Annotated in this window: 17 protein-coding genes; 10 read left to right on the forward strand and 7 right to left on the reverse strand. The window is 52.3% G+C overall.

Annotated elements, in window-relative coordinates:
* Positions 1 to 9: 9 nt before the first annotated feature.
* The 6 genes from KVT34_RS04705 to KVT34_RS04730 all read left to right on the forward strand — a co-directional run bounded on the left by KVT34_RS04705 (position 10) and on the right by KVT34_RS04730 (position 8,097).
* Entirely contained in the window at positions 10 to 2,271 is a 2,262-nt protein-coding gene (locus KVT34_RS04705; RefSeq protein WP_217556985.1) for a glycosyl hydrolase family 95 catalytic domain-containing protein, read from the forward strand.
* Positions 2,272 to 2,273: 2 nt separating this feature from the next.
* Entirely contained in the window at positions 2,274 to 2,924 is a 651-nt protein-coding gene (locus tag KVT34_RS04710) for an SGNH/GDSL hydrolase family protein (protein WP_217556988.1), read from the forward strand.
* Positions 2,925 to 3,105: 181 nt separating this feature from the next.
* Entirely contained in the window at positions 3,106 to 4,986 is a 1,881-nt protein-coding gene (locus KVT34_RS04715) for a chondroitinase-B domain-containing protein (protein ID WP_254634528.1), read from the forward strand.
* A 238-nt stretch (positions 4,987 to 5,224) separates the two neighbouring features.
* Positions 5,225 to 5,821 carry a TetR/AcrR family transcriptional regulator gene (locus KVT34_RS04720; RefSeq protein WP_217556990.1) on the forward strand — a complete coding sequence of 199 codons (597 nt, stop codon included), beginning with the start codon at positions 5,225 to 5,227 and terminating at the stop codon, positions 5,819 to 5,821.
* Positions 5,822 to 5,976: 155 nt separating this feature from the next.
* Positions 5,977 to 7,176 (forward strand): MFS transporter, encoded by a 1,200-nt coding sequence (locus KVT34_RS04725; RefSeq protein WP_217556992.1) that lies wholly within the window; start codon positions 5,977 to 5,979, stop codon positions 7,174 to 7,176.
* Between the two features lie 54 nt (positions 7,177 to 7,230).
* On the forward strand, positions 7,231 to 8,097 hold the full coding sequence (locus KVT34_RS04730; protein ID WP_217556994.1) for a proline iminopeptidase-family hydrolase: 867 nt from the start codon (positions 7,231 to 7,233) through the stop codon (positions 8,095 to 8,097).
* Positions 8,098 to 8,170: 73 nt separating this feature from the next.
* Here the strand turns inward: KVT34_RS04730 and KVT34_RS04735 are convergent, their stop codons facing one another.
* Positions 8,171 to 8,935 (reverse strand): SDR family oxidoreductase, encoded by a 765-nt coding sequence (locus KVT34_RS04735; protein WP_217556996.1) that lies wholly within the window; start codon positions 8,933 to 8,935, stop codon positions 8,171 to 8,173.
* Positions 8,936 to 9,073: 138 nt separating this feature from the next.
* On the opposite strand from KVT34_RS04735, the gene KVT34_RS04740 reads away from it, so the two are divergent.
* The 3 genes from KVT34_RS04740 (at position 9,074) to KVT34_RS04750 (ending at position 12,310) form a co-directional block, all read left to right on the forward strand.
* Positions 9,074 to 9,514 carry an Lrp/AsnC family transcriptional regulator gene (locus tag KVT34_RS04740; protein ID WP_217556998.1) on the forward strand — a complete coding sequence of 147 codons (441 nt, stop codon included), beginning with the start codon at positions 9,074 to 9,076 and terminating at the stop codon, positions 9,512 to 9,514.
* Between the two features lie 155 nt (positions 9,515 to 9,669).
* Entirely contained in the window at positions 9,670 to 10,668 is a 999-nt protein-coding gene (locus KVT34_RS04745; RefSeq protein ID WP_217557000.1) for a helix-turn-helix transcriptional regulator, read from the forward strand.
* A gap of 196 nt (positions 10,669 to 10,864) precedes the next feature.
* A complete protein-coding gene (locus tag KVT34_RS04750) occupies positions 10,865 to 12,310 on the forward strand; it encodes an MFS transporter (protein ID WP_309244062.1) in 1,446 nt (481 codons plus the stop codon).
* 96 nt (positions 12,311 to 12,406) lie between these two features.
* Here KVT34_RS04750 and KVT34_RS04755 read toward each other — a convergent pair whose 3' ends face one another.
* The 5 genes from KVT34_RS04755 to KVT34_RS04775 all read right to left on the reverse strand — a co-directional run bounded on the left by KVT34_RS04755 (position 12,407) and on the right by KVT34_RS04775 (position 18,532).
* Entirely contained in the window at positions 12,407 to 13,861 is a 1,455-nt protein-coding gene (locus tag KVT34_RS04755) for an esterase-like activity of phytase family protein (RefSeq protein WP_217557001.1), read from the reverse strand.
* A 366-nt stretch (positions 13,862 to 14,227) separates the two neighbouring features.
* Positions 14,228 to 15,421 carry an MFS transporter gene (locus KVT34_RS04760; RefSeq protein ID WP_217557003.1) on the reverse strand — a complete coding sequence of 398 codons (1,194 nt, stop codon included), beginning with the start codon at positions 15,419 to 15,421 and terminating at the stop codon, positions 14,228 to 14,230.
* Positions 15,422 to 15,582: 161 nt separating this feature from the next.
* A complete protein-coding gene (locus tag KVT34_RS04765) occupies positions 15,583 to 15,849 on the reverse strand; it encodes an ArsR/SmtB family transcription factor (RefSeq protein WP_217557006.1) in 267 nt (88 codons plus the stop codon).
* A gap of 210 nt (positions 15,850 to 16,059) precedes the next feature.
* The gene (locus tag KVT34_RS04770) at positions 16,060 to 17,622 is read right to left on the reverse strand and encodes a glycosyl hydrolase family 18 protein (protein ID WP_217557008.1); all 1,563 of its coding nucleotides are present in this window, start codon (positions 17,620 to 17,622) and stop codon (positions 16,060 to 16,062) included.
* Between the two features lie 397 nt (positions 17,623 to 18,019).
* A complete protein-coding gene (locus KVT34_RS04775) occupies positions 18,020 to 18,532 on the reverse strand; it encodes a DUF3231 family protein (protein ID WP_217557010.1) in 513 nt (170 codons plus the stop codon).
* 257 nt (positions 18,533 to 18,789) lie between these two features.
* Between KVT34_RS04775 and KVT34_RS04780 the strand changes: the two genes are divergently transcribed.
* Entirely contained in the window at positions 18,790 to 19,686 is an 897-nt protein-coding gene (locus KVT34_RS04780) for a CPBP family intramembrane glutamic endopeptidase (protein WP_254634530.1), read from the forward strand.
* 130 nt (positions 19,687 to 19,816) lie between these two features.
* Here the strand turns inward: KVT34_RS04780 and KVT34_RS04785 are convergent, their stop codons facing one another.
* Entirely contained in the window at positions 19,817 to 20,392 is a 576-nt protein-coding gene (locus KVT34_RS04785) for an NAD(P)H oxidoreductase (protein ID WP_217557012.1), read from the reverse strand.
* Positions 20,393 to 20,410: the final 18 nt, after the last annotated feature.

Genomic DNA, 20,410 nt, shown 5'->3' on the forward strand with positions numbered 1-20,410 from the left:
GAAAGCTTCATGAAGCCATCCGCAACGGACAGCCTGAGGCTGGATCTCGATTGGCAGGCATTTATGGCGGAGCATGATATGGAATGGGTCGTGAAACCGACGAGTTGGAATGAAGGCGCTTACATCGGAAATGGAACGATCGGAGCGATGGTCTACGGGGCGGAACCTGCGAAAAAACGGCGGACGCTCCGGTTTGTTATGGGCCGCACGGATGTGACGGCAACCCTTCCGGATCGGGGAGATTTTAAACCCCGTGTGCCGATCGGCGAAATGAACCTGGGGCTGGCGGGTCTGATTTATAATCCCACACGGCTGAGGGTGGATTTGTGGAACGCCGAGCTTCGGGGCTTGCTGACCACGACATGCGGTGAAGTGCGTATCCGGGCGCTTGTGCATGCCGAAGAACCGGTCATGGCGATAGAACTGGAAGCTTCGGAGGAGGAAAGGGAGGCACGCCTGGAATGGGTGCCTCACTCCGAAGTGGACGATGTGCTCAAGTTTGCCGACGGAATCAACGTGAATCAGTACATCCCGCTGGCCGTACACGAGACGTCCCGGGAAGATGGAGTGAATTTTGCTATCCAGCGTTTCGCGGAAGGGGAAAAATGCGGGGAAGGGTGCGTCACCGCCTGGAAAGTCACGGAATTGCCTGAAGGACGGAGAGTCGCCTTCGTCTCCGTCCAGAATAGCTGCACCGAAGAGGCGCGAAAGAACGCGGGGGAAGCCGTCCGGAAAGCGGCGTCCGCCGATTTCGGCGAATGGGTGTCCGCTCACCGCAGGTGGTGGCACGGCTACTACCGCCAAAGCTTTCTTTCCATCCCCGACCGGCGCCTGGAAAGTTTCTACTGGATTCAGATGTATAAACTGGCTTCGGCGGCAAGGGCGGACAGCGTCCTGCTGGATAATCAGGGTCCCTGGCTTGCGCCGACTCCCTGGGCCGGCAACTGGTTCAACATGAACGTCCAAATGAGTTATTCCCCGGTGTACGCTTCCAACCGTCTCGCGATTGGAGAGTCGATGGTCCAGGCGGTAGCGGACAACAGAGAGCACCTGAGGGAAAATGTTCCGCAGCCGTACCGCCATGATTCGGCGGGCCTTGGAAGAAGCGGCAGCTTTGACCTCCGCAGCGAGACAGGCGAGGAAATCGGGAATCTGACCTGGCTCTGCCACTGTCTGTGGCGGCAGTACCGGTATTCCATGGACGACGGGCTGCTGCGGGATGTCCTGTATCCCGTGCTGCGCGAAAGCGTTAATTACTACTTGCATCTGCTTCACGCGGGCGAGGACGGGAAGCTGCATCTGCCTCCGTCGATCTCGCCGGAATACGGCTCGTTCAAACGGCTGACCGTCAGCGACTGCCATTACGACCTCGCGCTCCTCCGGTGGGGATGCGAGACGCTGCTTGCCGCAGACGCACGGCTCGATAGCGGCGATCCCCTTGCCGGAAGGTGGCGGGAAGTGCTGGACAATCTGACGCCGCTGCCGGTGGACGAGAGCGGCTATATGGTCGGCCGAGGAGTCCCTCTTGCCTTCGGACACAGGCACTTCAGCCATCTGCTGGCGGTTTTTCCGCTGCACCTGGTCAGCCCGGACCGGGAAGAGGATCGGGAATTGATCGCCCGTTCCCTCCGGCACTGGCTGGACAGCGAAGGCGACCTGCGCGGCTTCAGCTTTACGGGGGCGGCTTCGATCGCCGCCACGCTCGGTTGGGGGGACGCGGCCCTGCGCCTGCTTCATACGCTTCTCGGCCTTATCAAGCCGAATACGATGTACAAAGAAGCCGGGCCCGTCATCGAGACCCCTCTTGCCGGGGCCGAATCGCTGCACGATATGCTGCTGCAAAGCTGGGGCGGCACGATCCGGATCTTCCCCGCGGTGCCGGAAGAGTGGCGGGAAGCCGCCTTCCACGACCTGCGGGCCGAGGGCGCCTTCCTCATCAGCGCCGTCCGCCGCGCCGGAGCCACGTCTTTCGTGAGGGTCAAGAGCCTGGCGGGCGAGCCTTGCGAAATCCGGACGGGCTGGACCGGCGCGATTCACTGGCGGCTGGCCGGTGAGGCCGCGTGTCATGTCGTGCAGGTGGCGGACAGCCGGGAGTCAATCACGCTTCCGCTGAATGCGGGCGATGAAGCGATTCTTTATCCGGCGGGGGAAGAACCCGAGCTGCGGATCGGGTCCGCTTCGGGGAAAACAGGACCCGTCCGGTATTTCGGAGGTTCGAAGCCTTGGCGGCTGCACGGATTTCCGTTCCGCAATCTGTTAGAGGAGGATTGAACATGAAGGAGCACAAGGATAGGATGATCGGAAAGGGAGAACTTCTTCTTTTTCAAGGAGACAGCATTACGGATACCGGCAGAAACCGCGAAAATCATGCGGACCTGGGGAAAGGGTATGTTCAGATGCTAGCAGGTTGGTTCGGCGCCTCTTGTCCCGGAAGCGGGGTGACTTTTCTCAACAAGGGGATAAGCGGAAACCGCGTCAAAGATTTGCAAAACCGCTGGGAGCAGGACTGCATTGCTTTGAAGCCGGATTGGGTCACCATTTGTATCGGGATCAACGATTGCTGGAGAAGGTATGACCGCAATGACCCCACGTCCCTGGAGACGTTTGAAGAGGGATACCGGCAGCTTCTGACGCGCACGACGGAAGAGACGGAAGCCCGGATCGTGCTGATGGAGCCCTTCGTCCTTCCCGTACGAGAAGACCGCAAAACGTGGCGGGAAGACCTCGATCCGAAAATCCATGCCGTACGGGAGCTGGCCCGGGAGTTCGGAGCCCTTCTGGTTCCCCTCGACGGCTTGTTTGCCCGCGCTTCCACGGAAGCGCCGGCGACCTACTGGGCTCCGGATGGGGTACACCCGTCGGCTGCCGGCCACGGACTGATAGCCAGGGCGTGGCTGGACACGATAAAGGTACAGTTTGTTTAGGTTTGTTTAGAGAAGAAAGCCGATATTCGGGATTTTGAGGAGTCTTTTCGCGATTTGAAGATAGCTTTTACGGAGCAAGTACGGTATACAGGAAGTAGAGTGCGCACTCTGCAACCCGTTTCATGTAAAGGAGAAAGGAACTGCAAGCAGGCGCTGAAAAATACGTTCAAAAGGATGTGCTATGATGATCGCCGGTAATCGTACCTTCTCGCTCATTTTGTCTCTATGTCTGCTTCTTATGCTAATTCCCTCTCAGGGCTATGCGGCGAATGCTAAATTTTCCGTACCCGCTTCCGCCGTAACGGCGAGTAAACATGACGGCAACTTGCCGGCTAACACGGTGGACGGCAACCTGTCGACCCGCTGGTCCGCAAACGGTGACGGCGAGTGGATCCGCTTCGATCTCGGGTCACTCCGCAAAATCGCTTATATCAAAGCTGCTTTCCTGAACGGCGACACGAGAACATCGACTTTCGATATTCAGACTTCGGCGGACGACGTTACGTATACGAATGTGAAAACAAATGTGACGAGCAGCCTGAGCGCACAGCTTCAGACATTTGATTTCGCGGACGTATCCTCGGTGCGTTACGTGAAGCTTGTCGGGCACGGTAACTCCGTCAATTTGTGGAACAGCTACACGGAAGTCGAAATTTATGGGGAAGACGGCAGCCAAGGGGAAATCCCCGTGTCCACTTCGGAAGGACTGGCAGCGGCTCTGAAAACCGCAAGCGCCGGACAGACGATTGTGCTGGCGGACGGCAATTACACGGTTAGCGGGAATAATTCGTCGATTTTAATTGAAAATAGAAACGGAACAGAGGCAAACCCCATTACGATCAAAGCCGCAAACCGGGGAAAGGCGGTCATTACAGGCCCGACCACTTTCGAAGTTAAAAAATCCTCTTACGTTACAATCGAGGGCTTGAAGTTTGCCAATTCGGCCGACAAGGGCGTCTTATTGAACGGCTCCCATCATATCCGGCTGACGCGGAACCAGTTTGCCTTACCTGCACGGGGCGTGGACACTATTTGGCTTCAGGTAAGCGGGGCGAACAGCCATCATAACCAGATCGACCGCAACGATTTCGGCAACAAAACGGACACTAATCCTCTCATCGCTTATGAAGGGGACGGCCAGGGGAACATTTCCCAGTATGATGTGATCGAACACAATTATTTTCACGATGTAGGTCCATGGGTCGACAACGGCAAAGAAACGATCCGGCTGGGCTTGTCCAAAATTTCGCTTTCCGACGGATTCAACAAAATCCAGTATAATCTGTTTGAAAATACAGACGGCGAACCGGAAATCGTTTCCGTGAAAAGCAGCAACAATACCGTTCGCTACAATACGTTCAAAACGTCCAAGGGCGGACTCACTTCGAGACATGGCCATAACAACAGTTTCTACGGGAACTTCTTTCTCGGCGACGGAGTAAAATCGGAACAGGCGGGCATCCGCATTTACGGGAACGACCATAAGATTTATAACAATTACATGGAAAATCTGACGGAAAGCGCGATTATTCTCGACAACGGCAAATACGACGGCGGAACGGGCGGTTATCCTTCGAATCCGAGTGAAGACGATCTGAAGGCTCAATGGAGAATTTACCGAGCCCAGGTCGTCAACAACACGATCGTCAACAGCACGACCGGTATTGTAGTCGGTTCGGGCAAAGCGTTCACTCCGGTAGACAGCAGAGTAGCCAATAATATCGTGAAAAACAGCTCGGGCATTCTCTATAACGAGGCGGCGGCGACCAATACGGTATTCGAAGGCAACATCGGCTTCGGAGGGACCGTGACAAACAAAGGCAGAACGTCCGCCGAGATCTGGAATAAAAATCCGCTGCTGACGGTCGTGCAGGGGCTGCAGAAATTATCGGCTTCCAGCCCGGCGATCAATTATGCGAAAGGCTCTTATCCTTTTGTCCAGGAGGATATGGACGGGGAAACCCGCTCGGTTAACGATGCCGGGGCCGATGAGCGTTCGAACGCGTCAAGCTTTACGAATCATCCGCTGACTCAAGCGGAAGTAGGTCCGGATGCTCCCTGACTTTTAAGGGAAAAAGAAGGCTTCGCTATCCGCATTTGCTAAGGTGTATAACGGAGGAGCCGGCACGGATTGTGCCGGTTTTTTCTATGGATTGAAACGAAAGCGAAGAATAAAAAATTTGCCTTAATCGGCTGTTTTTGATAAGATACAGAACGAACGTTCAGTATTATTGTCCTGTGAACACGACCGGCAGGTACGGATGCCGTCAGACCATCCACGAAGGAGTGAAGCGGAGCGGATGAATAAAAAGCAGATGCAAAGCGAACAGACAAAAAAACGGGTTGCGGATGCTGCCAAGACCTTGTTCGTCCAGAAGGGATACAAATCCACTTCTATCGAAGATATCGTGGAGGCCACGGGCAGCAGCAAAGGAAACATTTATTATCATTTCAAAAGCAAAGAAGGCTTATTTCTTTATCTGGTCGACGAATGGGAACGCGAATGGGAAGAAAAGTGGATGGAAAAAGAATCGCTTTACAAAACAACGACCGAGAAGCTCTTAGGGATGGCGGAACAGATGGTTATCGAAGATTTGAACCATCCCCTGACCAAAGCGGCTGACGAGTTTTTTAATAACGAAGAGAAAACGAACGACGTGGAAGATCGGATTGCGGAGCTGATGAACCGGCATTTAAAGTTCAACCAAGTACTGATTCAGCAGGGGATCGACAGCGGTGAATTCAAAGGCGCCGATGTGGAGCCTCTTGCGGTGATACTGGAAAGTCTGATTATGGGACTGAGCCAGATGTCGCGGAAATTGTCCACGACGGAAGCATTGAAGCTGTACCGGCTGGCTTTCGGCGTCTTCCTGCACGGAGTAGCACAACCGAGCTGATAGGGCGGACAGCCGGTGACAGATGAAGAAATTTTCGATTTGGCGCTTTAGCGTCTTTTATCTTACGCCCTCATACTGAACGAACGTTCGGTATATGAAATGAAGGGGGACCCCGGATAGACTAAATAGACAGATTTACGGAGGAGGGGATGGAAGTGGAGTTGCTTCTTAAAAACCGAGGAGCCGTACTGCTTCTCATGCTTAATATTTTTCTCGTGTTCACGGGGATCGGACTCGTTATTCCGATCATGCCGACTTACATGGATGAACTTCATTTAAACGGCAGCATTATGGGCTTCCTCGTGGCCGCGTTTTCGCTGACCCAGCTTATTTTCTCGCCGCTCGCGGGCAGGCTTTCCGACTCGCTGGGCCGGAAGAAAATGATCGTAGCCGGTATGGTGATCTTCACCGTATCCGAGCTGCTGTTCGGCGTCGTGAGTTCGCCCGTTCTGCTTTTCGCTTCCAGAATGCTCGGAGGGATAGGTGCGGCGCTGATCATGCCTTCGATTATGGCTTACATAGCCGATGTCACCACGACCGCGGAACGGGCCAAAGGAATGGGATTTATCAACGCCGCGATCACGACAGGCTTCATCATCGGCCCGGGCATCGGCGGCTATATCGCGGAATTCGGCATACGTGCGCCTTTCTACGCGGCTGCGGCCGTCGGCGCTGTCGCCGCGGTTGTCACGCTGTTTATTCTGCCCGAATCGAAGCCGGTGGAACCGCCCGTCAAAGCCGAAGCGGCTCCCGCGCAGAAGCAGAGCTTTATGGCTCAGATGCTGAGTTCGTTCCGGGAACCGTATTTTATCAGCCTGATCATCGTATTCGTGATGTCTTTCGGCCTGGCGAATTACGAGACGATTTTCGGACTTTTCGTGGATCATAAATTCGGATTTACACCTAAAGATATCGCGTTTATCATTACGTTCGGCTCTATTTCCGGAGCTGTCGTGCAGGTCACGATATTCGGCTGGATTTTGAATCGTTTCGGGGAAAGAACCGTCATATCGGTCTGTCTCGCTATGGCCGGTCTGTTCGTTTTGCTGACTCTGTTCGTCCATCAGTACTGGATGATTGTCGTCGTGACGTTTATCGTATTTTTGTCGATCGATATTTTGCGTCCGGCGATCGGAACTCAAATGTCTAAAATGGCGAACGAGCACCAGGGATATGTAGCGGGCCTGAATTCGGCTTATACCAGTCTCGGAAATATTACGGGTCCGATCGTGGCCGGCGTTCTTTTCGACCGGAACTTGAATTATCCGTATGTGTCGGCGGCTCTGGTCTTGTTTCTATGCTTCGCCTTGTCTTTGCGGGCGGGCAGAAGAGGATCGGAACCCGGCATTTCGTAAAGCGGCGGAAACCTTTATACTGTAAAGATGAAAAGAAAGCGGGAGGCATGCACGATGCGGCATACAGAAGGTTATATCGAGGTACCCGGCGGTAAAGTGTGGTACAGCTCGGCGGGAGAAGGCGGCGGGACGCCCCTGCTCGTTCTTCACGGCGGACCCGGCAATACGCACGACCCGCTCAAAGCGGCTCTCCATGTGCTGGGAGACCAGCGGCCGGTTATTTTCTACGATCAGCTCGGCGGAGGGAAGTCGGACAGACCCGAAGATGCCTCCTTATGGCGCACGGAACGGTTTATCGAAGAACTGGCCTGTGTGAGAGAAGCTCTCGGCCTGAATGAAGTTCATATACTCGGGCATTCCTGGGGCACGATGCTCGCGGCCTCCTATTTGATCGAGCGCAAGCCAACCGGCGTGAGAAGCGTCATTTTCTCCAGTCCCTGCCTGAGTGCGGCACGCTGGAAAGAAGACGCGGAGCGGTTCCTGGCCGAATTGCCGGATGAAGTCCAAGCGGTCATCGCGCGCAGCGAGGAGCAGGGCACAACGAATTCGGATGAGTATCGGAATGCGATGAAGGAATATTACAAACGGCATGTATGCCGGATCGATCCGCTGCCTGCGGTTATGCTGGAAAGCCGGGGCAAGGCTAATAAGGACATTTACATGTCCATGTGGGGGCCTTCCGAGTTTTGCCCGACCGGCAGTCTGAAAACATACGACGTGACACCGCGGCTTCATGAAATTAACGTGCCGTCGCTGTTCCTATGCGGCCGGTATGACGAAGCGGCTCCGGAGTCTACGTTTTACTATCACTCGCTTGTCCCGCAGTCGGATTTTCAAGTGCTGGAAAACAGCTCCCATGTGGGATATCTGGAAGAGCCGGATGAGTATGTCCGTATCGTACGCGGCTTTTTAACTTCATAAGCAGACTGGAAAAAAGACAGACTTTCTTAAAAAGGAAGTCTGTCTTTTTAGCGGATAAGCCGCTGTCCGGTTCTTAGAGGCGGATTCCGCCGGATACATCGAGAATCTGGGCGGTGACCCACCGGCTATCCTCCGATGCCAGGAAGGCCGCCGCATCCGCGATATCGCCGACTTGTCCGAGCCGGCCCAGGGCCGTCATGCCGACCGCGTATTCCCGGACCGACGGATCGCTCAGGATCTCCGCATTAATATCAGTTTCCGTGTAACCGGGCAGGATGGTGTTCACGGTAATACCTCTTTCACCGAGCTGCTTCGCCAGCGGCAGAGTCATGGTGTTTAAAGCGCCTTTGGTCAGTCCGTAGGCAATGGAAGCAGGGAACGCGATGCGGGTTTCGGCGGAGGAAATATTCACGATCCGTCCTCCGGTGCGCAGCCGGGGCAGTGCTTTCTGAATAATGAAAAACGGGGCCTTGATGTTGACCGCGATCAGCTCGTCAAACTGTTTCTCGGTCGTTGTTTCGATGGATCCTTGTGTGCCGATTCCGGCATTGTTGACGAGAATATCGAGGGATGTGCTGCCCGTATGCTTGATAGAGAGCGTGTCCAACTGCTCGAATAACCGTTCCACGCCCTGCATGGAGCCCAGATCGGCCTGCACGCTAAAAGCTCTTCCGCCGGATTCCGTAATTTCGGCAACGGTCTGCTCCGCCGCCTTCTTGTCCCGGCCGTAATGAACGGCTACCCAAGCACCGTCATGGGCCAATCTCTTGGCGATCGCCTTTCCGATTCCGCGGCTCGCTCCGGTGACGAGAGCCGTTTTTTCGCGCAAATTTTGCATGCCAATCATCCTTTCCGGTTCTATACCATTAATTATATGGAAATCCGGGAGTGGAGACAGGTATAATTAAAGGGGTTCATGCCGAATCACTTTCTGTTTTATAAGCAAAACCGCTAAAACGCTTTAGGAGGATTGTGGATGAGAGAAACGGCAAAGCCCGACGATACCGACCGCAAAATCATGAACTTACTGCATACGAACGCGCGCATGCCGGTTGCCGAAATCGGCCGCCACATCTCCATGACCCAGCCCGCCGTGAGAGAACGCATCCACAAGCTCGAAGAGCAGGGGATTATTACCGCCTACAAAGCCAAATTCGATCCCGGTAAATTAGACCGGGGCATACAGGCATTTATGCTGTTTAAAACCGTCAAATGCCGGGAGTTTGTTCGTTATTGCGAATCTTCCCCGGAGGTTGCCGAGCTGTACCGGATAAGCGGGGAGTTCAATTATATGCTGAAAACGAGGAGTGAATCGATGGAATCGCTTGCCGAGTTCCAGGACGCGATGATGGTTTTCGGAGTATCGAATACGCTGATGATCATGCACGCTCACGTGGAGGATAAAAGTCCGTTTTGACCGGAGATACGAGCTTTCGAAAAGCGAAACGGCAAAAGCGGCGGCAAGAGCTGCCGGACAGGCTGTGGCGACTGGCTTTATTCGTTCAGTTAAGTGCTGCCCGATAGAATAGAATGCAGCTATTTTCCAGATTAATTAGGCAAGAAGGTGTCGAATTGACTTTAGATATCGTTAATAGCGAGGTACACAGCCTTTTCGATCAATTTACGGATCTGATTCAAGGACAATCCCGGCACCGGGCATGGGAGCAGCATATTACGATTCCGCACGGGATTGGACAAGGAAACATCCTCAGGACGCGAATCCGTCCCGGCATGGAAATCGTGATCACAGACGTGACTTATGCGCAGGATATGAAGCTGCGTATTCAGGAGGCTTGTCCGTTGTTTGAGCTAAGTTACTGCCTGAGCGGCGATATTTATTGCGCGTGGGGCGGGAAGGAAAGCTATACGAATCATTGGACGGGCAACGTGCTGTTTTTCGAGAATGAATTGGTATATGAAGAGAAGAAGGCGGGTGTCCGCAATCAGTTGGTGGAAATCCGCTTATCTCCGCAGGAACTGTTTCATTATGCGGCTGATTTTACCGAGAAACAGAGGATGGAATCCTGGCTGCAGCGCTATAAGGGCAACATCGATAAATACCCGAATACGCCGGAAATCCATCGCTGTGTGTCGGATATGCTGAACGGCTCTTACGATGGAGCGATGAAAAGGCTGTATATGGAGAGTAAAGCGATGGAATTGGTTGCTTTGTTCGGGGAAGTAGAAGGTTATGAAGTAGAGGTTAGAAAACCGTTTTTGAACCGTGACGATCTGGCGAAGCTGGATCAAGTCAGGGAACTCGTGATTCGTCATTTCGAACAGCCGTTATCGATCCGTGAGCTGGCGAGAAAGGTCGGACTCAACGAATTCAAGCTGAAGAAAGGTTTTCGGGAACGTTTTGGCATGACTGTATTTGAACTGGTACGCAAGCAGAGGATGGAAAAGGCGCTTTATTGTATGGAAGTGCGGAGGATGAACGTCGGGGAAACGGCGGTATCCGTTGGCTACAGCAATTTCAGCAATTTCGCGGCAGCCTTCCACAAAATGTATGGATATAATCCGAGTGAATATCTTAAGATGTTATCCCATCGGGATGCAGAAACAGAATAGATCAGTTTAACCGTTTAAAAAGGATTTCGGACATAGTGATCATGTTCGATATCCTTTTTTTGTTCCTCAAACTCCCTTTGTAGGGCGAGAAAATACCTTTACAGGTAGAACACCGTTTCATTTATCGCTGATAATAAGGATCAATTGACCATGCGGGTTCGCTTCATTTGTTGCTGGTGGAAAGGAGGGATGAACCGTGAAAGATCTAACAACTGACTGTACAAGGGAATCCGGTGGGGCACCGCATGCCGATCCGCGACGTTGGATGGCTTTAGTCCTGATTTTGCTGCCGACGCTTCTTATTTCGCTGAACAATTACATGATGCAGGTAGCGCTTCCGATGATACAGACGAGCGTCCATGCCGGCTTTGCCGAAGCGCAGCTTATTTTTTCGGGATATTCGTTAGGGCTTGCCGTTGCTTTGATTTTAGGCGGAAAACTGGGTGACTTATATGGCCGAAAACGAATGTTACGGATCGGGGTTTCGGGGTTTACTTGTATGTGCCTGTTCGGCGGTTTGGTATCGGACCCGACTTTACTCATTGTCATTCGCATCCTCCAGGGTTTATCGGCAGCGATGATCCAACCGCAGGTTTTGTCCATTATGCAAAGCATCTTCCTCCCGAGAGAAAAAGGGCTGGTTTTTGCCATCTATGGGGCCGTCATCGGCATAGGGTTTACCCTTGGCCTGATTTTGGGCGGTTTTTTGGTGGACGGGAACCTGTTCGGCCTTAGCTGGAGGATTGTTTTTCTGGTTAATGTGCCTTTTGGGCTGCTTGTGATGATAGGGCTGCCGGTCGTTCCCGAATCACGCGGACATTCCGAACCGAGTATCGACTGGATAGGCATTGTTCTTGTTATGTCCGGATTGTTTTTGCTCATTTATCCGTTAACGATCGGGCAAAAACAAGGATGGCCGGTATGGATCTGGGGATGCTTGCTTGTATCGTTGGTGCTTCTGCTCCTATTCGTGCTTCTGCAGAAACGAAGAGAAGAGACGGGACGCGTGCCGTTGATGAAGCTTTCCATGTTCAAAATAGGTTCATTCCGGATCGGAATCATCACGGAGGTAGTTGTCTATCTCAGTATGTTCTCTTTTTTCTTCGTATTAAATTACTATTTGCAGGCGGGACTACAATTCGATCTTAAATCGACCAGCCTGGTTTTTTTGCCGATTGGCACGGGATGTTTCGCCACTTCTTTAATGTCGGCGTGGTTGGTGAAAAGATGGGGAGTTGCGGTGTTAAAAACAGGGATGCTCACGATGGGAGCAAGTTTATTTATGCTGATTGGGTCTCTGCAAGCCGATGCCGTGCATTTCTTTCATTTTCAAAACGTATTGATTCTGTCGGTATACGGCCTGGGTCTGGGTATGGCCACCACACCGCTTGCCAATACGATCTTGAATCGCGTGCCGGCGGCATCGGCCGGAACCGGCTCGGGGCTGTTTACGACCTTTATGTATTTGGCGAACGCTTTGGGTGTAGCAGGGATCGGCATTTTGTTTTCCTCTGTCCTGAATGTGCCCCTTGGCGAAGCCGGCCTGGAAGATTACATCAGAGCTTTTTCCGTTACAACCGCAGCGAGCGGAGTACTGGCTTTTGCCGCTTGTGCATGCATCAGTATGTTAAAAAAGGAGTGATATGACTGACGGGAGTAACATGCTTGAAGGTTACCGATTATAAACATAAAACCCGGCGGACCGAGGTCCTGACCGGGTTTGCTGTTTTTGCGCGTTTTACTTAATGGTATAAGGAAGCTTGAATGTCCAGAGCTCGGTGCCGTTTTCCGGAGAGCTGCTGTCGACGCCGAAATCGTTGTCGTTCACGATAACAAGCGTATTGCCGTTCACGAGAGAAACGCCTTCGACTTTCTCATACGGGTATTTGAAAGGAACCAGATCGAGCAGTGTCCGTTTGGTAGGAGGAAGGATCTTTTGGTCCTTCAGCTCGGCCGGGGACATTTGCTCCAGTGTTTTACCGGCTGTTTTGGTATCGTCGTATTTGCCGAGAATGTTTGTCGCGTTGGACAGGTCGATGGAATAGATGCGCTTAAGCTGCGCTTTGTCTCCCGCATTTTTATCGCGCTCGTCAATAAGCAGCGTATTTTCATCCACGACCACGAGGTCGGAAATGACGATGTCCGCTTGCTTCAAGCCTTTAAAAGCTTTAGCGTCTTCCGCGAGATAAGCGAATTCGGCTACCGGCTCCAGCGTTTGCAGATTAAATTTGATGATACGCAGTTGACGCGAATTGTCGGATTCCTTGTTCGGGCTGCGCAGCGGGCTCTGCATTGCCATGAACATGTAACGGCCGTCCGGTGTGATGCCTACCGCTTCGGCACCGCGGTTTTGGCGGAGCTTGTTGTAGACGGCCGGCAGTGTTTCACGGGCCGGCACAAGCGGTGTGGAAACTTGAGCGGCCCAGCCTTTGGGCACAATGCGCTCGATCAGGGTGCCGTCCCGTTTTACATGCACGAGGGAAGGGCCGTACTCGTCCGATATCCAGAACGTATCGTCTTTAGGGTTGTAGGCCAGTCCTTCAACGTCGAGACCGTACGGATCGTAAGCGAGTTCTTTCTCGGCTTTGGCGTCGAAAGGCGCTTCGTCCCGGCCTTTGATGTTCGGCAAACCGCTGATGTTGGCTTTGCCCGTTGCCGGATTGATACCGCTCAATTTAAGCGGGAATTGGTCGAGAATGTTGATTTGACCGTCTTTAATTTCGATTTTGTAAATGGTCGGGGTATAATCGGCGAGCGGGAACGTGCGGACCATGGTTCCTTTTACTTCAACTTCTCCGTTCGGACCGCGGTCCGCCGTTGTATAGAATACATTGTCGGGATCGCCCGGCAGGTGGGTCAGCGAGGAGCCGATGCCCATTTTGACGCCTTCTGCAAGATCCGGAGCATTCAGTTTGTATTTGCCTGTCAGTGTAGGCTTGTCCGTCAGAGAGACACGGCTGCGGAACTCGTCCCAATCGACGTATTTGCCGGTCGCTTCGCTGATTGCGCGAAAAGGCAAATACAGGCTGCCGTCGATGTTTACGGCCGGAACGGACGGGGCAACGGTTTCCCCGTTGTTGGTGTAGGTGACCGAGTCCGCCGTAGAGCCTTTCAGATCCGCGGCAAAAGCGGAGCCGGTTCCGGATACGAGCGTAAGTGCTGCCGATGCGGCGATAAGCCAATTCTTTTTCATTTTTGCAGATCCCCTTCATAGGTCGGATAGTATGTATGCGTTACTAAACCTGACTATAACAGGCGATTGTTAACGTTAAGTAAGTCTATATTTGAGATTTTGTAAAGGCGAAGCAGGCGGCAGGATAAAGCAGCATATTCTCATGGGAAAAGTAGGCGGGGAAGAAAGCTTGCGGCCGTTCGGACCCAGTGCCCAAGATGCGAGGACGAGTACGGGAATCATAGGCCGGAGGGTGGTTATTGCAGGGCACCGCACATGAATGATTGGCACATAAAAAAAAGCTACCCCGGCCGGGATAGCTTCTCGCTTGTATTCCGCACCGCGCGAAGCTCCCAGCGCGCGGTGCTCGGCGTCACATGACGGTGGTCAGGCATTCAGGCTTGCCGGATGCTCTCTCTCCGGTTTGTGTCTTTCGGCAGCGGAAAGCTTGAAAGAGACGAAGTTAATGGCGAGTGCCGCCGCGACCCCGGCCGCTCCGATCCATGTCACGGCATTCAGGGAGATGCTTCCGACGATAATACCGCCGATTCCGGCACCGGCCGCCATGGCAAGCTGCATCACGGAACTGTTCAGGCTGAGCATAATTCCGGATGATTGAGGTGCCATCGTGACGAGATTGTACTGTTGGGTTGGGCCGGAAGACCAGGCGGCAAACGACCACAAAATCAGCACGGCAAATACGACGACAGGGGAGTGGGCGGCCAGCGTCAGCAGAAGAAGAGTGATGACGTGCAGTGTCATGCCGGACATAAGCGTGCGGTACACTCCCCATTTATCCGCGCTGTAGCCGCCAAATTTGGAACCGGCGAGGCTGGCGATGCCGAATGCGAGCAGTGCGGCGCTCAGCATTTTTTCGTTCATGCCGGTAATGGTCAGCAGATAAGGGGAGATATAGGTGTACGCGATGGAATAGCCCCCCAGCCAAAAGAAACTTACCGATAAAGCCAGAAGGATTCTGGGTTGTTTAAGAAGAGCCATCTGCTCGCGCAAAGGAACGGGAGCGTCACCTTCCGTTTTCGGAATGGTGACGGACAAGATGAACATCGCCAGCAGGCCGAGCGCGCCGATTCCGGCGAAAATCGTTTTCCAGTCGTATGTCGCCGCAACAAGCCTTCCAAGCGGAACGCCCACGATGAGAGAAGCGGTAAAGCCCGTAATGACGGTCGCAATCGCGCTCGCCTGCTTACCGGAGGGCGCAATTTTGGCTGCTACGGTCAAAGAGGTTACGACAACCACCCCCGCGCCGAGCGCCATCAGAACACGGGCGCCTACAAAAGCGGCAAAACCCGGCAGGATAAATGCGAGCACGTTCGCGACGACAAAAAGTCCGAGTGAATAGATCAGTAATTTGCGCCGTTCCCAGCGTGCGGTCCAAGCGACCAGAAAGGGCGTCCCCAGTCCGTAAACGAGCGAAAAAACGGTAATGAGCTGTCCTGCGGCAACCAGGGAGATGTCGAGACTGGCAGAGATTTTATCCAGAATTCCGGCAATGATGTACTCGGACGTTCCCACCAGAAAGCCGATCAGGGCAAGCATGTAGATTTTCCATGTTTTAAACATGTTGTCATCCTCTTTTCTTGATAGTATTCTATTTCTAGAAATATAGAAATAAAAAGGGCAGCGGCGTTAAAAGCTGTTTAGGCAAGTAAGCGTTTCATACGGAACTTTAAAAGTACGTATTTTTGATATTTCTAGTTATATCGAAATATAGAGCAAAAAAATTATTCGATCAAATAAGGCGCAAATTTTTTGACCGTTTCTTCATTTAAGCTGTAATAAATGTAGGTCCCTTTTTTCTGGGAATGAAGCAATCCGCAGTCTGATAATTGTTTCAAATGGTGAGACAACGTGGAAAGAGCGATGGATTCCAAGCGGCTCTCGAGATCCGCGGGACAGAGATTGCTTTCCTTGGTCAAAATTTGAACGATTTTATAGCGGGTATGCTCACCCAGTGCCCTGTGTACTTTAACCGCTTGATTGGTTTCCATACTTTCTACACCCTTTTTCTTCCGGCCTTATACGCTGCCTGCCGCTATTCTTATTTCTAAACTTTTCGAAATAACTATACCATGCCTTCATTCAAAAGTAAACGCCTTATGATCCAATTATTGAACGATTTTGAACAACAAAAATAAAAAGCTGCCCGCGTCCAAGAAGGACGCCGGGACAGCTTTTCTATTCCGGAGCGGAACAAAGGTTTATTTCAATGCCGTATAGATGGCATCCAGAAGGTCTCCGCCCAGGTTTTGACCATATTCCCAGAACATGATGCCGCCCAGGTTGTTGCTTTTGAGATAGTTGACTTTCTGAGTCAGAGACTCCGCGTCATCGTAGCTCAGCATGCTGCTGCCCTTAGTAAGGTAAGGAGCTTTGGCAACGTCGTCCCATTGGCGAGTCCAGCCGTTTTTGTTGATGTAGCTGGCTTTGAGCTCGTCATACGTGTAATCTCCGGCACCGTGGGAGTAGAAAGCTCCGCCGATTACGATTTTTTCGGATGGAACGCCGCGTCCCTTGTAAAGCTTCACCGCATTGTCCACGCTGTAGCTGGAGTTCAGAGAAGACGTGTACAGGTTCGTGTGGTGGGTGTTGGCGCCGACCTGCATGTCGTAGGTCATAATGTTGATGAAGGTAAAGTAAGGGTGTACGCTTCCGAGGTCAATTCCTTGCACACCGTACTCGGAAGCGCCCATAGCCGCTGTAATTTCATACTTTTTGTTACCGGTACGGCCGTCGGCCGCGCTGCCGGCATCGAGAACTTCACGAAGCTTTTTCAGGAAAAGGGTGTAGTTTTGTTTGTCCGCCGTTGTCGGATACTCCCAGTCCAGATCGATTCCGTCGAGTTTGTTGGCACGGATATACTGCAGGGCGCTGTTAGCGAAAGCCGTACGGTTCGCATCCGTGGAAGCCGCGCTCGTGAAACCGTCGGAACGGCCCCAGCCGCCTACGGAAATCAGAACCTTCAAATCGGGATTTTTTTGTTTCAGCGTGACCAGTTGAGCGATTTGCGAAGTATCTCCGCCGCTGACGCCGTTATTGGCGACATCCGCAAATGCATAGAAGATGTGCGTCAATTTGTTGGCGGGAACCGTGTTCACGGCCGGGAAGTGCCAGGAAGCAACGTAAGCGCCGTTGATTTTGGACAGCGGCGTCGTACCGCCTCCGTCCGAAGACGTAGTCACCGCAAGAACATTGCTGGCTGCGGACAAGTTGCCGGCTGCATCTTTCGCTTTAACGCTGAAAGAGTATGCCGTATTGGCTGCCAGGCCGGTTACCGTAGCGGTTGTGCCGGTTACCGAGACAGATAGCGCGGAACCGTTGTAAACGTTGTAGCCGGTTACGCCGACATTATCCGTGGAAGCATTCCACGAAAGGGTAACGCTTGTGGAAGTTTTGCTGGTCAAGGCCAGTCCGGAAGGAGCAGTCGGAGCCGTTGTATCCGGCGTGCCGCCGCCCGTGCAGTCGCTGATGTATTTCCAGCTGCCCCATGTATTTGTCTGGGAAGGCGTTTCGCCCTGTGTCCACCATTTCGCTTCGAATACTTTCCCGTTGTAGGAAACTTTTTGTCCACCCGTATAGACTTTGGTAGAATCCCAGGCCGCATCCGTACAAGCGGCAGCCGCAGCCGAGACATTTGCAGCCGCGGAAGCATGCCCGGTATTCAACCCAAGGAAAGGTAGCAGAGAAACTAGCAGGGATACGATCAGCAGAACACGGAAAAGAACCTGCTTGGGAGATTGAGAGCGGATAGATTGCCAATTCATTACATATAGCCTCCTTTAATGATTAAATTTGATACCGCTTACATTATTTCTTTTCGCGTCTTCACCTCCCTTTGTTAAGACTCCCGGCCCTTGTTTCAAGCAAATAAAAGGCTAGCCCGACTTCAAGAATCCGCGAAAAACGAATGTGTATCCCGTCATGCGGAAGCGGGAGTCATCTATTCTTGTAAAGTTTGCTGCTGCAAGTCTATGAATCCGCTTGCTCTCCTATTATCGTTTAAACTTTTTACCAGAAAAAGGGGTATTTTTTTATTATCAGGGAGAAATTTTCTCTTTTTTGACATTTTTCGCCTGTGATAAGGAAAGAGAGTGTAGGAGTAACATAACGTGGAGAAACAAAAAAATCCTGCCGGGAGGCAGGACAGATAGCAATTCGAGCTTATTCGGATTCGGGACGTTTCAGTTGCAGCGGGGGAGGGACGAGCCATCCCTTTTCCTTGTTGAGCTCCAAAATTCGGGTTCCCAAGGCGGCTTTGGTCAGATGATATTTGGCGAACAAAGCGCCGATATCTTCCCGGATAGCTTGTCCCATAACCTGGCTGCAAGCAACCAGACCGATTGAAGTATCCGCGGCCAGCTTGGCGGCAATTTCCGGATCCGTGAAACGGGCACCCGGCGGGATTTCTTCCAGTTTAACGGAAGGCCGTTCCGGCAGAGCGGGAGCAGGAGGGATTCCGTTATCGGTTAGTAATGTATCACATTCTTTGATCTCAAGCTTTGCCTGATCGATTAGATCGTCCAGTATGTTTTTGAGGTCCTTATCGCCGGCATGATTTAAATACGCCTGGTAACAGGAGACGGAACCTTTAGCTGCCATGGAAAACTGCCACACACTGTTAATTTCTCCGAAGTGCATCGGTTCTTCTTTCGGATTGCCGCTTAAAATACCCATACGTTTCGCTCCTTATTTGCATATTTTTACTAATCTAATATACCCATTAGCGGCGCAATCATGTAAGGAATGACAAACCGGAGAAAAGCAGATGTGCATAGAGGAGTCAAAGAAACGGGAAAGTCGGCTATTTTCGGTGGAATGTCGAATAAATGGGTATTTTTCGATCACATAATTCTTTTCATCCTACTATATATAGAAGGTCTGGAGCGAAAGGTAGAAAGACATCGAGCCAAGTTAAGAGAGGAGAATGTGTTATGAATCCTTCACTAGAAACGCGGCGACACAGCCGCGCATCCGCGGGCTTTATCCGGGATACGAAAGGAAGAATTCACTTGGTCTGGCGCATCTTGCTCGGCTGGCTGTCGTTCGTCGTCGCATTGGGAGTAGCCGTCGCCGTAACCTTAGCCGCGCAAAACTACGGATTCCCGGTTTTGGCCCAACAAATTATTCTTGCGGTCGTGACTACGGGGATTGCCGTGCCGCTCATTTACTTGTTGAGACGCTATGCCGACAACCGGCCTTGGAGCGGATTGGGATTGAGCCCTCTTCCGTCGGGATTCCGGTATTTGCTGCTGGGCGCAGGCTTTCTAATCGCGCTGATGGGCATTGCTCTGCTCGCGGGAACGCTGGCGGGCTGGATCCGGGTGGTAGATGTTCACTTGCCTGTGGAGACCTTGCTCGTCATTTTGATTAACATTCCGATCGCTTTTTTCTACGAAGCGTTTCCGGAAGAAGTAACGTTCCGTGGCTATCTATACGGCAACCTGAGCGAGCGATTCAACAGATGGCTGGCACTGCTGTTTCAGCTTATTCTCTTTGTGCTTGCTCCTGTCGCTCTGACAGCCGCCCTGGTTGCCACCGGAGTAGGTACCTGGGATCTGATTACGATCGACTATGTCGTTAGTTTGCTTGCCTTCGGTACCGCGCTTCAATTGTGCCGGATCTTTACAGGAAATTTGTGGATGTGTATCGGATTTCATCTGGCTTGGCTGGAAATGGTCCGTTTTGTGATTGTTCCTTCGGACAATGCCCTTATTGAAGTGGAGTATTTGTCGCCTTACGGAAGTTACCTGGTATCGCTCGGTTCTGTAACGATCGGTATTCTTGTGCTGCTGTACTGGACGTACCGGAACAGAAACCGTCTGAAGTAGATTCGAAAATAGGCTTGCCCCCTTTTGTTGAGGCGGAAGTAAGCGGGACGGAAGGAATTGGAAAAAGCGGCGCATACACCCCGTAAGAGGGAATGTGCCGCTTTTTTTTGCCGGGAAAAAATCCCCACCCTTATTCGCGCCCGTAATGAAGTCCGTGTTCGTAAGCCTGCTGAAGCAAGTCCTGAATATGGTCCGGATTGGAGCTTAACGTATCATACAGAAATTCAACTTTGGAAGTTGGAATTCCAACATATTCCGCCAAGCCGACATTGAGCTGATGGTTGATCATCTGGTCGTAGTCTCTTTTTGCCAATTGCTCGGGCGTAGCGGCAGCAAGGCTTAGCCACAATACTTTCCGATGATGCAGCTTTTGGGGTCCATAGGCGAATCCGTGGTTCCATACGCGTTCGATGTATCCTTTCAGCATGGCCGGCAAGCCGTACCACCAGAGCGGGAAAATGTAAGCCAGCCCGTCGTGTCGTTTCATGCGTTCTATTTCGTCCATCACTTCAGCGGAATACTGTTTGCCGCTGTCCGTCCAGTCCGGCTCATCCGGTTCGTTTAGGACGGGATTGAACCCGATGCGGTAAAGATCCAGCACTTCCGTTTCATGGCCTGCATCCTGAAGGCCGCGTGTGAAGCGGTCGGTAACCGCCATGGTCAAGGAATCGGTTCTCGGATGGGCAACAACCGTCAATACTTTCATTTCTTTCCCTCCTCAGTA

Origin of the sequence: Paenibacillus sp. GbtcB18, from assembly GCF_019091125.1 — a bacterium.
In the GTDB taxonomy this organism is placed as follows: Bacteria; Bacillota; Bacilli; order Paenibacillales; family NBRC-103111; genus Paenibacillus_F; species Paenibacillus_F chitinolyticus.